At 71.6% G+C, this 11,559-nt stretch carries 13 protein-coding genes and 3 tRNA genes; 4 read left to right on the top strand and 12 right to left on the bottom strand.

What is annotated here, in order from left to right; genetic code table 11:
- The 4 genes from IJH84_RS06285 to IJH84_RS06270 all read right to left on the bottom strand — a co-directional run.
- Window positions 1-821, bottom strand: an 821-nt coding sequence (locus tag IJH84_RS06285) for a tetratricopeptide repeat protein (protein WP_295141407.1), incomplete at its 3' end; no start/stop codon positions are given.
- On the bottom strand, window positions 818-1,270 hold the full coding sequence (locus tag IJH84_RS06280) for a hypothetical protein (protein WP_295141404.1): 453 nt from the start codon (window positions 1,268-1,270) through the stop codon (window positions 818-820). The genes IJH84_RS06280 and IJH84_RS06285, both read right to left, overlap by 4 nt.
- Window positions 1,271-1,296: 26 nt before the next feature.
- A complete protein-coding gene (locus tag IJH84_RS06275) occupies window positions 1,297-1,890 on the bottom strand; it encodes a sigma-70 family RNA polymerase sigma factor (RefSeq protein WP_233626944.1) in 594 nt (197 codons plus the stop codon).
- A gap of 75 nt (window positions 1,891-1,965) precedes the next feature.
- A complete protein-coding gene (locus tag IJH84_RS06270) occupies window positions 1,966-3,087 on the bottom strand; it encodes a S8/S53 family peptidase (protein ID WP_295141398.1) in 1,122 nt (373 codons plus the stop codon).
- A 323-nt stretch (window positions 3,088-3,410) separates the two neighbouring features.
- Here IJH84_RS06270 and IJH84_RS06265 point away from each other — a divergent pair, with 323 nt between their 5' ends.
- The gene (locus IJH84_RS06265; RefSeq protein ID WP_295141395.1) at window positions 3,411-4,187 is read left to right on the top strand and encodes a hypothetical protein; all 777 of its coding nucleotides are present in this window, start codon (window positions 3,411-3,413) and stop codon (window positions 4,185-4,187) included.
- Between the two features lie 234 nt (window positions 4,188-4,421).
- Here IJH84_RS06265 and IJH84_RS06260 read toward each other — a convergent pair whose 3' ends face one another.
- Entirely contained in the window at window positions 4,422-5,858 is a 1,437-nt protein-coding gene (locus IJH84_RS06260) for a PLP-dependent aminotransferase family protein (protein WP_295141392.1), read from the bottom strand.
- 62 nt (window positions 5,859-5,920) lie between these two features.
- Between IJH84_RS06260 and IJH84_RS06255 the strand changes: the two genes are divergently transcribed.
- The 3 genes from IJH84_RS06255 (at window position 5,921) to IJH84_RS06245 (ending at window position 7,919) form a co-directional block, all read left to right on the top strand.
- Window positions 5,921-6,571: a hypothetical protein gene (locus IJH84_RS06255; protein WP_295141389.1), complete on the top strand. Its 651-nt coding sequence runs from the start codon at window positions 5,921-5,923 to the stop codon at window positions 6,569-6,571.
- Window positions 6,564-7,391: a hypothetical protein gene (locus IJH84_RS06250; RefSeq protein WP_295141386.1), complete on the top strand. Its 828-nt coding sequence runs from the start codon at window positions 6,564-6,566 to the stop codon at window positions 7,389-7,391. Before IJH84_RS06255 ends, IJH84_RS06250 begins: the two co-directional genes overlap by 8 nt.
- A 294-nt stretch (window positions 7,392-7,685) precedes the next feature.
- Window positions 7,686-7,919 (top strand): hypothetical protein, encoded by a 234-nt coding sequence (locus IJH84_RS06245; protein ID WP_200068885.1) that lies wholly within the window; start codon window positions 7,686-7,688, stop codon window positions 7,917-7,919.
- A gap of 370 nt (window positions 7,920-8,289) precedes the next feature.
- Here IJH84_RS06245 and IJH84_RS06240 read toward each other — a convergent pair.
- The 7 genes from IJH84_RS06240 to IJH84_RS06210 form a co-directional block, all read right to left on the bottom strand.
- Window positions 8,290-8,363, bottom strand: a tRNA-Phe gene (locus IJH84_RS06240).
- 29 nt (window positions 8,364-8,392) lie between these two features.
- Window positions 8,393-8,469, bottom strand: a tRNA-Asp gene (locus IJH84_RS06235).
- Window positions 8,470-8,485: 16 nt separating this feature from the next.
- Window positions 8,486-8,558: transfer RNA gene (locus IJH84_RS06230), tRNA-Glu, on the bottom strand.
- 316 nt (window positions 8,559-8,874) lie between these two features.
- Window positions 8,875-9,057, bottom strand: a complete 183-nt coding sequence (locus IJH84_RS06225; RefSeq protein ID WP_295141383.1) for a hypothetical protein — start codon at window positions 9,055-9,057, stop codon at window positions 8,875-8,877.
- Window positions 9,058-9,162: 105 nt separating this feature from the next.
- Window positions 9,163-9,486, bottom strand: a complete 324-nt coding sequence (locus IJH84_RS06220) for a helix-turn-helix domain-containing protein (RefSeq protein WP_295141378.1) — start codon at window positions 9,484-9,486, stop codon at window positions 9,163-9,165.
- Between the two features lie 448 nt (window positions 9,487-9,934).
- Complete coding sequence (locus IJH84_RS06215; protein ID WP_200068856.1) at window positions 9,935-10,177, bottom strand: hypothetical protein; 243 nt, start codon at window positions 10,175-10,177, stop codon at window positions 9,935-9,937.
- A 418-nt stretch (window positions 10,178-10,595) separates the two neighbouring features.
- Window positions 10,596-11,559, bottom strand: a 964-nt coding sequence (locus IJH84_RS06210; RefSeq protein ID WP_295141374.1) for a YncE family protein, incomplete at its 5' end; no start/stop codon positions are given.

Raw genomic sequence — 11,559 nt, 5'->3', positions numbered from 1 at the left:
CGTTCCAGCCGGTCGGCCGCTCGCAGCAGCTCGGCTCGCGCGGGCTCGTGCATACCTGCGCCTGCGAGTGCCTCCGCGCGGTCCACCAGGACCTCCGGGCACTGGTCGGGGTCCACGCCCCGCACCCGCGCCTGGTCGAACAGCTGCAACGCGCGCGGCAGATCTCCCGCCCGCAACGCCACGCAGCCCCGGTTGTGCCTGCACAACGCGGCACGGTTGACCCGGCCATGGGTGCGGAACGTCCGTTCGGCCGCGGCCAGGTCCGACTCCGCCTCGTCGAGCCGGTTACGGTACAGGTGCGCCAGCCCGCGCCCGACCAGCGCATTCGCCGCCCACTGGTGGTCGTTGTGCCCGGTCAACCGCGGCAATGCCGCGGACAGGTTGCGGACCGCCTCGTCATAGCGGTCCTCCTGGCACCGCAGCAGGCCGCGCAGGCAGGTGGCCCTCGCGAGGTCACCGCCGCTCAGGTGCGGCTCCGCGGTCAGCAGGTGCTGCCACGCCGCATCCGGATCACCGCGGTCCAACTCGGTCCACGCGTAGGTCAGCCGCACCTGCGCCGCCCGATCCCATAGCCGCGCGCGGAGCGCGGCCGCAAGAGCGAGCCGGGCGTGTTGCCGCGCGTCCGACGAACGCCCCTGCTCGACCGCGACCAGGCAGGCGACGTGCCTGGCGAGCACTCGCAGCTGCGGATCCCCGGCAGTGGCCAGCACTTCCTCGGCGACGCGCAAGGCGCCAGCCGGGTCCGCACCGACCCGATCCCGCCACCACAGCACCGACGACTCGGAGATCCTCGCCGGTGCGACGGCGGTCCCCGCGCTCAACAGACCAGCCAATCAGCCACGGCCGGCGCCGCCGCGCCCGCCGGCCGGAACACGACGCTCAACGGCCCGCTGTGCAGATCGGCCGCACCGTACCGGCCGTTCTCGTCCAGCTCCGCGATGTGCTGATCATCGGCGCAGCGCAGGACGACCTCACCTTGCGGAACGCCATCGCCCGCTTGGTTGAGCACGATCCCGGACGCTCGGAGCATCCCACCGACCATCGGCACCAAGTCGACCTCGACGATCCGCCCAGGCATCAGATACGTCAGCACCCGCGTCCGAGACGCGGCGCCGTGCAGCCGGGTGTTGGCCGGTTCGTCGGCCGAGTCCCCGATCAGCTCCAACCCCGACGGATCTTCGAAACCGTGCGCCCGGCCCACGGCTGCATAAGCGGCGGTGAGCATCCGTCCCGGTGGCGGATCGCACTGGTGGAACAGATCGTCCAACACGCGCAGCTCCGCTGGTTTCCGCGTCCTCATCCGGCGGCCTCCTCCGGAACCGAGCCACCGGAAAGCTGCTCCCGCAGCGCCGCCAGGCACCGCCCCTTCTTCGGGCCGATGCTGCCCCGCGGCATCCCCAGGGCCTTGCCGACCTGCTCGTAGCTGGCATCCGGCGCCACCGCGACCACCCGCAACAATTGCTGGCACCGCAACGACATCTGCGCGAACGCCTGCCACATCCGGGAAACCGTCAGCGAGCGCAGCGCGCTGCTCTCCGGCCCGTCGCCCCCGTCGACCACGTCCAGGATCCCGTTCTCGAATCCGACCGGTGACTCCCGACGCCGCGCCTTCGACAACCGGACGGCCTCCCGCCGCGCCGTCGTGGCCAGCCATCCCGGTAACGCACGGGGATCACGCACGCTCCCCAGCTTCTCCGCGAGCAGCAGCCACGTCGCCTGGCACACGTCTTCCGCATCGGTCACCGTGGGCGAATACGCTCTGGCTGCAGCCCACACGACCGCGCTGTTGCGGTCCACGAGCTCCCGCCAGGCCAACTGGTCCCCGGCCGCCGCCCGCTCCATCAGCTCCGGCTCCCCAGCCGGATCGGAACCGTCCTGCACGGCACGCATCGGGCACCTCCCCTCTTGATCGCCTTCTCGCGATTAAGAGGGGCGAGACCGCCGATCAGATTCACCCCACCCCAATTAACCCTCGACCGGGTACCGCCGGAGGACGGTACTGATCGCGTCGTCCCTGCTCCGCCCTTCCCGGAGTGCGGCCGCCACCGCGGCCGCGACCTGCGGTGCGGCGAACGAGGTCCCGCTCCAGCGCGCGAAGCCGTAGTCGCGCTCGCCCCCGGGCCGCAGCCGCACGAAACTGCTCACCACGTCCACGCCCGGCGCACACGCATCGACCCAGTCGCCGGAGTTCGAGAACTCGGCGAGCCCACCTTCCCGGTCGCCCGCGGCCACCCCCAGGACCCGCGGCGACGCGGCGGGCCAGAACGGCCGCGACGAGCTGTGGTTGCCCGCAGCCGCCACCAGCACGCTGCCCGCGAACCGCTCGATCTCCGCCCGCAACACCGGTGGGCATTCGTCGTCGGGCGTGTGGCAGCCGGAGGTCATCACGACCACGCCGACCGGCTCACCGCGCCGCCGGGCATCGGCGCGCAACGCCCGCAGTCCGGCCACGACCGTCATGTCGTCGGTGAACCCCAGCGAGGAAAGCACCTTCTGCACCCGGATCGCGGCGCCCGGCGCGTGGCGCAGCACCACACCGGACACGAATGTTCCGTGCCCCGCTTGGCGGTCCTGATCGCTGTCGTCGTCGGCGTCCAGGACTTCCGGCACCTCCTCGAACCAAGATCGCCCGGCGAACCAGGGATGCGGGTCGCAGCCGGTGTCCAGCACGCCCACGGTCACGTCCCAGTGCTGGTCCGAGGGCTCGGGGACCGGCGGCGCCGGGTCCGGCTCCACCCCGCTGCCGAACATCACCGGCGTGCCGAACATGACCGGCGAACCGATGTGCAGGTGGTTCGCGCAGGCGTCCGGCACGTCGCAGGCGATGTCCACGCAGCGATCCCGCTCGGACGGCCGCAAGCGAATCCGCGCAAGTTCCAGATCGTCGTCCTGCTGAACCCGATCGACCCAACGGCGCACCCGCGACAACGCCGCGTCGAGGGAGTCCCGCGCGACGACCAGTTCACCTCGGCGCACCAGGCATTCCGCGGGGCCGCCCTGGTCGTGCACCAGGACGTCGTGGCCGTAGTGCGCCCAGTTCCGGCCCAGTTCGGCGGCGCTGAACCGGCCTCCGATCGTAGAGTCCACAGCGGACACTGTGCGGTCGGTCACCGGGTTCGTCCACTCGGGACACACCGTAGTGGCAAGCGGTGCGGATCTCGTCGCGGTACGCGCGTGATCTGCGCTGCGAACGGCTTCAGTAGACCGCCTGTACGGGTGGTTGAAACCGGTGTGGGCTCCCGACCATCCTGTAGCGGGGGACCATTGATCCCACTTGTTCCGGGCTCCGGCCGCCAGACGGGCCGGCCGGAGAAGGCGGTCCGCCGGGACCGCGGCCGAGCAGCCGGAACGACAGCAGTCGACGAACAGGCCGCCAGGAAACAGGCAGCCGGAAATTGGCGGTGGTGCAGGTGACCGGTAGCTGCGCGCGGCGCAGGCACTGGTCCCGCCTGCGCGCCTGCACCACGCGGGCCGTCGCCGCCGCGGGCATCGCGGCCGGTGCCTGGCTGCTCGGCACCGGCGTCGCGGCGGCCGAGCCGGAACGGTTGCCGGACGTGTCCGCGCAGGTGCAGGAAGCCATGCCGGACATCGCCGCGCGAACCGAAGCCGCGCAGCCGGACGAGATCGAGATCGCCGAACCGCGCTCCCCGGAAGTCGAGCAAGTCCGAGTCGAAGAACCCGACGTCCAGCTGGCCACGGCCGTGCAGGAACCGATCGACGCCTCGCTCGGCGAGGAAGTCACGGCACCTGCGCGCGACGCCGAGCAGGCCGACGAGCCCGTTTCGCCGGACAACTCCGCACCACCGGCGACCACGTCCCTGACACCGCAAAAGCCGAGCCCGAACGCCGAAGTCCCCGTTCCGGCTCCACCGCGGGCCGTCGCTCCACGTCCGGCAGAGCAACACATCGGCCACGCCGACAGCGCGTGGAGCCCGCCCGACGCCGTGCAAACGCCGGAAGCGCACCACGAGGCGCCACCTCAACCGTCGCCGGTTCCACCGCCACCCGCACCCAGCACGATCACCGCACCTACCTCGTCCGCGCCGGGACATGAGTTGCGCGGACCGCACGCCGTCCTGCCCGCGCAAGTCCGGCTATCCGGGCCCGCCCGCGCCGCGGGCGGCCACGCCGAGCCGCCCGCCTTGCGCGGCATCGCTCTGGTCGAACCGTCCGCCGCACCCGACTGAACCGGAGTCCGGCCGGGCCTCCGGCGCGCACATCGCAACCGCAGTCTCCCGTCCCGCCGCCTGCGCCCGGCCGGACGGGATCGGGGGCGCTTTCCGGACGAGCGACTGTTGACCTGACGTGTCACTCGCCCGGAAGCCCCGGCCCCGGTGCCGCACGGCCCCTGCGGCACCGGGGTGCCCGCGGTCGCCCTCCGGCACGACGAGGGGCCGTGCCGGAGGGCGAACCGCCGGGCGTCAGTTCACCGGAACGTCCAGCGGGCACGGACCGCTGGTGCCGCCGAGCGGCGCGGCCGCCGCCGCGATCCGCCGCACCGACTGCCGGAGTTCCTCCGCTGGCAGGGTGTACGGGAACCGCAGATAGCGATCCAGCGAGCCCTGCACCGCGAACCGACTGCCCGGAACCAGCCGCAGCCCGTGCTGTTCGGCGGCCACGACCAACCGGCTGCTCACCGGGGAACCCAAGTCGCACCACAACGACAGCCCGCCGTCCGGAACGCGGAACCGCCAGCCGGGAAGGTGCTCCGCCAGCTCGGCGATCAAGACATCCCGCAGCCGCGCCACCTCTTCGCGTCTGCGGCGCAACACCGGCTCCGGCTCGCGGAGCAGTTCGGTCAGCAGCAGTTGCTCCAGGACTGGACTGCCGAGATCCACCGCAGCCCGGTCCAGCAGCAGGCGCTGCACCAGGTCCTCCGGCGCCCGGACCCAGCCCAGCCGCAGACCGCCCCAGAACGACTTGCCCGCCGACCCGAGCGTGATCACCCGGCCCTCGTCGAACGCGGCCACCGGCGCGGGCGCTTCGCCGTCGGTCAGGTCCAGATCGACCAACGTCTCGTCGATCACCGCGGGAGTTCTGGTCCGGCGCAGCATCCCGGCGAGCCGTTCCCGCCCGTCGGCGCCCATCCGGATGCCGGTCGGGTTCTGGAAGTCCGGGATCAGGTACGCGAGCTTCGGGTTGGCCTGGTGCAGCGTCGCCGACATCAACTCGAGGTCCCACCCCTGCGCGAGCATCGGCACGGCCACCGCCTCGGCACCGACGCCCCGAATGGCCTGCAGCGGGTTCGGGTAGGTGGGGTGCTCCACCAGCACCCGTTCACCCGGAGACACCAGTGCGCGCAGCACGAGCGCGAAGCCGTGCTGGGCGCCGTTGGTCACCAGGATTTGCTGCGGGTTCGTGGGCAGGCCGCGGCGCGCGTAGCTCGCGGCGATCAGTTCGCGCAGCTCGGGGAGGCCGAACGCCTGGTAGCCGTGCCCGCTGAGGTACTCGGGCAGCAGGCACCGGGCGCGATCCAGTGCAGTGGTCAGCTCCGGTGGCGCGGGCAGCGTCGCTTGCGCGAGGTTGATGAACTCGCCGGTCGCCGGGGGCCAGCCGCCCGGATCGGGGTTCGCGCGGTCGCCGGGGAGCCGGACCCAAGAACCGGATCCCTGCCTGCTGGCCGCGAAACCCTCTTCGCGCAGCAGTTCCAGCGCGCGCACCACGAGGGTGCGGCTCACCCCGAGCGCTTCGGCGAACTCGCGCTCGGCAGGCAGCCGGGTACCGGGCGGCAACCGGCCGTCGAGGACGAGCCGCCGCACGGCGCGGTGCAGGCCGCGGGAGCTGGGGCGGCCGGAGTGCCAGTCCTGGAGCAGGTCCGCGATACCGCGGGCGCCGACTCGACCGATCACGCGGGACATGGGTCCAATAATTGCAGATTGGACCTCGTATTCGGTACCAATACCCGGGTACCTCTCGAAACATGACTTCGACAACGGCTCAGGTGGATCTTTCGCCGATACCGGTGCGAGTGCGCCCGGCCACCCGGCTGCCGCAGCTGCTGATCGGGCTTTGGCTCTACGGCACGAGCATGGCGTTGATGGTCCGCGCCGGGCTCGGATTGTCGCCGTGGGACGTGCTGCACGACGGGCTGACCAACCGGCTGGGCTGGAGCTTCGGTGCTGTCACGGCGTTGACCAGCATCATCGTGCTGCTGCTGTGGGTGCCGCTGCGGCAGCGACCGGGCATCGGCACCGTCGCCAACGTCGTGGTCGTAGCCGGGTCGGTGGATGTGGCGCTGGCCGTGCTGCCGCAGGCGCACGCGCTGGTCTGGCAGCTCGCGTTGCTGGTGGGGGGAGTGCTGCTGAACGGCGCGGCCACTGCGGTGTACGTCGGCGCCCGGCTCGGCCCCGGGCCGCGGGACGGCCTGATGACCGGCTTGCACGCGCGCACCGGCTGGTCGGTGCGGGTGGCGCGGACCGTTGTCGAACTCGTCGTGCTCGCCGCCGGGTGGCTGCTGGGCGGTTCCGTCGGCGTCGGGACCGTCGTGTACGCCCTGCTGATCGGGGTTCTCACGCAGTCGCTGCTGCCGTTGGCCGCGGTGCGCCGCAGCGGACGATCGGACCATGCCTAGCGTTGAAGTCGCGGAACAGGCCGGTGATCACTTCTCCGGACCCGGCCGGAGCGAGGACGTGGTGCTGGTGCTGCCCAACGCGGTGGCGGTGCTCGACGGCGCGACGTCGTTGAACCCGGCGGCACGCTCCGGAGGCTGGTACGCCGCGCAGCTCGCCGAGGCGTTGCGGCCGCGCTTGGCCGTTCCGGGCGCGGACCTGGCGGATGTGCTCGCCGAGGCGATCAGCGATGTGGCGGACACCTGGGAACTCCGGCCCGGCGCCTCCCCTTCGAGCACTGCATCGCTGTTGCGCTGGGACGACGACCACGTCGAGGCCCTGGTTCTCGCGGACAGCCCGATCGTGGTGTTCACCGGGGACGGCCCGCAGCCGGTGATCGACGACCAGCTCGCGGCGCTGGGCAGCGGCGGCGGTTACCGCGAACGCCTGCTTTCCGGCGGCGGATTCGGCGCAGGGCACCGCCGCGCGCTGGGTTCGTCGATGGATCGCACGTCCCGCTGGCGCAATGTCGACGGAGGTTTCTGGGTCGCCGAGGCAGTCCCCGAAGCAGCGTTCCACGCCGCCCGCGCCGACTGGCCGCGGCCTGCGGTGCGAGCGGCCTTGGCGGCCACCGACGGTGTGTCCTGCGGAGTGCAGGAGTACGGCAGCTACGAGGACTGGTCGGCGATGCTCGAGGAGGCGTCCCGTGCCGGGCCCCGAGCCGTGCTGGACCGAGTGCGCGCAGCCGAGGACGCAGACCCGGACGGAACCCGCTGGCCGCGACCGAAACGGCACGACGATCAGGCGCTCGCACTGGTCCGGTTCGCTAGTCCGATCGTGTGATGTTGCACACCGGGCTCGTGGAAAAAAGATCTCTGCACCTAGAGACATTCGGCATACCACCAAGTAACCTGGAAGGCGTCCACCTGACCCCCAGGGGTGGACTTATCGCCCCCGCACTCCCGGTGACCCCCAGGCCGGTTGAGCGCGGGGGCGTCCTACTTTCAGGGGTAATTCACTTTCTCGCGCAACTTTGCGGATGCTCACTCGTTTGTGTGGACAAGGGAACCTGTCACCGCCGCCCGCGGTCTCATCCGGTGGCCGCACGCAAGACTCCAGCCCTGGGAGGGATCACCCGTGGACCTGCACACTCGGATCGAGCTGTTCGGTGGCCCCGAGGACGGCCGGGAGATCACGCTGCCTGCCGGGGCCGACGGCGCTCCGCTATCGCCGCTGCCCGTGCCGCGAGACGGTTCGGAACCCGCCGATGAAACCCCCGCGTGGTACGTGAAGGATCACCAGCGTCCGCACGGCGTCTGGGTGTACAAGTACACGATCTCCCCGTCCGTCCGTGAGACCCGCGTGCAGTGAACCGGCGGCCGATCAGCGCTCAGCACGTCTTCCCCCACCACGCACACCGCATGATCAGCCGCGCCGAGCACAGGCGCCCGCTTCCAAGCAGCCCCGCACATTGGCGGAATTCGAAACAAGCGGGCCCACCGGAATCGGTGCTCAGCTCAGGGCGCGTCAGCCGCTGGTCCTCGGCGTCCCCGACCGGACCGTCATGGACATGATGGGTTGGTCGACGTTGTCGATGAAGAAGCGCTACGCCACCGACGAGATCCGGCTAGACGCGGCGGGCAGGCTGAACGCCTTCCTTGGGGAAGCGACTGAGACCTCAAACGAAGACCTGAAAAAGCCCCACCGGCAACCGGTGGGGCTTTTTGGCTGGTCTGAGCGGTGGCCAGGGGCGGGGTCGAACCGCCGACCTTCCGCTTTTCAGGCGGACGCTCGTACCAACTGAGCTACCTGGCCGTGGCGCCCGGCTCCTCAGCCGATCGCTCTGGCGACCCAGACGGGACTTGAACCCGCGACCTCCGCCGTGACAGGGCGGCGCGCTGACCAACTGCGCCACTGGGCCATGTGCTGTTGTAGCGTACCCCCAACGGGATTCGAACCCGCGCTACCGCCTTGAAAGGGCGGCGTCCTAGGCCGCTAGACGATGGGGGCTTGGCCGATTCGGAACCGACCCGGCCTTGCCTCCTACCGGCTTTCCCTTCGCGGGGCGCCCCGTTCGGAGTGATTAAAGCTTACGACACGACCTTGGCGGGCTCCAAACCGGGGGGTCCGTTGCGCGCGGGCCGCCCTCCCGCGGCCGCCGGAGCGGCCGCGACAATGCCTAATGGTAGCGCTTTGACCAGCGTTTTTCACTCCTCAGCCGGGGTGCTTCGATGGTCGCCGGGCAGCCGGCGGAGGTGGCCGAGCGGGGTCGGCGAGCGCTTCGGAGGCGCTCCGCGGCGAAAAACCGGATCGTGTGACGCCGCTCTCAGCGGCCGGCGGGGGGAGCGCTCACCGACGGGTTCTCCCGCAGCCACTCCGCGCTGGCGATGCCGCCGAGCATCACCCGCCACACGTCGCCGATCTGCTGGGTCATGCCGGTCGCGCGTCGCTGCGCGCCGAGCACCCGGACGCCGACGAGGGCCGCGTGCACCACGCGGGTCGCCGCCACCGGATCGACCCCGGAACGCAGCAGGCCGCGCTGCGCGGAACGCCGGAACAGCTCTCCGAGCCGCTGCTCCCAGTCCAGCGCGGAGCCGTTGTCGCGCTGCGCCAGTTACGTGCCCGCGCGGATCACCACGTCCCGCTCCAGGATCCGCACCGCCTCGTCGACGATGCCGACCGCGGTGGTCAGCGGGTCGAGTCCGCGTTCGGTCCAGCGCTGCCAGACCTTCGACCACGCCTGCGACTGGAAGCGGACCAGCGCGGCGGCTACCGCCTCCTTCGACGGGAAGTGGAAGTAGAACGCGCCTTTGGTGACGCCGCTGCGGCGAAGGATGGCGCTCAACGGCGTGGCCTCGTAGCCGGTGCGGTCGAACTCCTCGGCAGCAGCGATGACGATGGCACGACGGGTGACTTGCGCCCGGCGCTGCTGGGGCATGGCGCGGCTCCGGCGGCTGGAACGTGGACCGCGCCGCTGCGCGAGCGGTGACATTCACCAATGCGGTGACGCAGTCCACGAAAGGATGATCAACTACGCCACGCGAAGTTACCGCGCTGCACCGTCGGCTGCCCATGCGCCGTGCCCGTGTCACACCGGTGACCACCGCGGGACCGAGCGGTGACCTGGACGGAACGGGAAAGAAACCTCGCGGTATGTTTCCCGCAGGCCGGGCGCGGCTCGGCCGGTTCCTTCCCCCGCGAGGCGGGCGACCGGGGGGTGCACGCCTCGCGGGGAAGGTTCCGCACGCCGGATCGCCGATCCGCTCCCGGGTTCGCCGCCGAGCAAGGCGCGGCCGCGGACGGTGCGCTTCTCCGAAGTAGCAGAGTCCGACACCGCGCAGCGCGGTTCGCCGACACCGCAACCGTTTCCGGCCGCGGCCGCGGGTTCAGCGGATGACCGGCGGCTCGCCGTCCTCGTCGTCCGGGACGAGTCCGAGCATGTCCAGCAGCAGCCGGCAGTCCTCGGTGTCCGCCGCGCTGCGGGCGACCGCTATGCGCGCTCTGTGCACCTGGTCGGCGGTGATCCGGGCGGGCTCACCGCTGCGCGGAGCGGGCACCGCCGAGGATCCTCGGTGGGCGGTTTCCTCCTGCTGCCACAGGAACTTTCGCACGTCCAGCGACCCGTACATGACGCCTCCCCGGCTCGGGTTTCGGCCGCAGGTTATCCACAGGCTGTCAACAGCCGCAGCCCCCCACAGAGTGATTCGTTTAGGACGCTGCGTAATCAGACGCTCTGATCGATCCACTTCGGAATCACCCAGCGAGCCCGCTCCGGCGACACCCGACAAGCGATCCACATCGGACGCACGGGCGGTGGCCGGCGCCCGCGAGCGGTCGGCGGCGCTGCGCGTTTCGCCAGAGGGAACGGGTCCGGCGCAAGCGGTGCGGTTCTCCGCGAATCCCTCCCCAAATCAGGGAGCGCGTGCCACAATCAGGTCGCTGACACACCCCCGGTCAGCGACTGTGGAGATCCCCTCCGACCCCCGCGCTCCTCCCCCTGGCGTGGGGGTCCTCCGCTGTTCGGGGCAAGTGTGTCGACACCGTCGGTCATCCGCTCAGACGCGCGGCGGGCAGCACCTGGAGCTCCGCCCGAGCAGTGCCGACCACCCAGACGTCGCCGTTGCGCGGATCCACCGCGACGTCGTTGGGCTGCTGCACCGCGGGAAGCAACCGCGGCGCGGCGGGCGTCCCGTCCGGCCGGATGTCGAGCACCGCGAGCTGGTTCGTGTTCGCCGAGGTCGCGTACGCCCTGCCGCGCGCCGGGTCGGTTGCCAGGCCGTACGCCCGCCCGGGCAGCGGTGCGGCGCCGAGCTGCCGCGGCCGCCCGGTGATCGAAAAGGTGAGCACCGCATGTCCGCGCGTGTCGGCCACCGCTACGCGGCCTTCGCCGATCGGCCGGACGTGGCTCGGCCCCAGACCTGCCGGCAGCACCGCGACCTCGCGCAGCGTCGACGCGTCGAACACGTGCAGCCGGTTGCCGCGGACGTCCACGGCGGCGATGCGCCCGCCGGTGGCGGTGAGGCCGCCGGGCTGGGCCAAGCCGGGCAGCTCCCGCACCATCCGCCCGTCGCGCACCACACCGACGGATCCGCCCATCTCGTTGCTCACGAACACGGTTTCGCCGACCTGCGCGGCGTCGTGCGGTTGCGGGCCGACGGGGACCTCGCCGAGGACCTGTCCGCTCGGCACGGCCACCCGGGCCACTCGCCCGGTGTTCTCCCCGAGCACCAGGACTTCGCCGGGCCGCCCGGTGACCAGGTGCCGGGCCGCCCCGGGCGCGGGCACGACGTCGACCCGCCGGGTGTCGAGATCGACCATGGCGAGCCGGTCGGGTTCGCGCAGCGCCACGACGAGCGTGCGCGAGCCCGGTTCGACCACCGCGCCTTCGGGAGCGCCCGCGGGCAGCGAAAGGTCACCGGTGGCCGCGGTCTGCGCGGGCGCTTGCTCGGGTTCGGCCGGCGGTGGCAGCGGCTGCGGCGCAGCGGGCGGTGGCGGAGGAGGCGGTGCGGGT

Source organism: Saccharopolyspora sp. (assembly GCF_017434145.1).
GTDB lineage: Bacteria > Actinomycetota > Actinomycetes > Mycobacteriales > Pseudonocardiaceae > Saccharopolyspora_C > Saccharopolyspora_C galaxeae.
This window is presented reverse-complemented; position numbering and strand designations above follow the sequence as displayed.

Excerpts from the sequence above, each read along its gene's own strand:
- IJH84_RS06275 (WP_233626944.1), bottom strand. The coding sequence starts at position 1,890 with ATGCGTGCCGTGCAGGACGGTTCCGATCCGGCTGGGGAGCCGGAGCTG.
- IJH84_RS06260 (WP_295141392.1), bottom strand. The coding sequence starts at position 5,858 with ATGTCCCGCGTGATCGGTCGAGTCGGCGCCCGCGGTATCGCGGACCTG.
- IJH84_RS06255 (WP_295141389.1), top strand. The coding sequence starts at position 5,921 with ATGACTTCGACAACGGCTCAGGTGGATCTTTCGCCGATACCGGTGCGA.
- IJH84_RS06250 (WP_295141386.1), top strand. The coding sequence starts at position 6,564 with ATGCCTAGCGTTGAAGTCGCGGAACAGGCCGGTGATCACTTCTCCGGA.
- IJH84_RS06220 (WP_295141378.1), bottom strand. The coding sequence starts at position 9,486 with ATGCCCCAGCAGCGCCGGGCGCAAGTCACCCGTCGTGCCATCGTCATC.
- IJH84_RS06215 (WP_200068856.1), bottom strand. The coding sequence starts at position 10,177 with ATGTACGGGTCGCTGGACGTGCGAAAGTTCCTGTGGCAGCAGGAGGAA.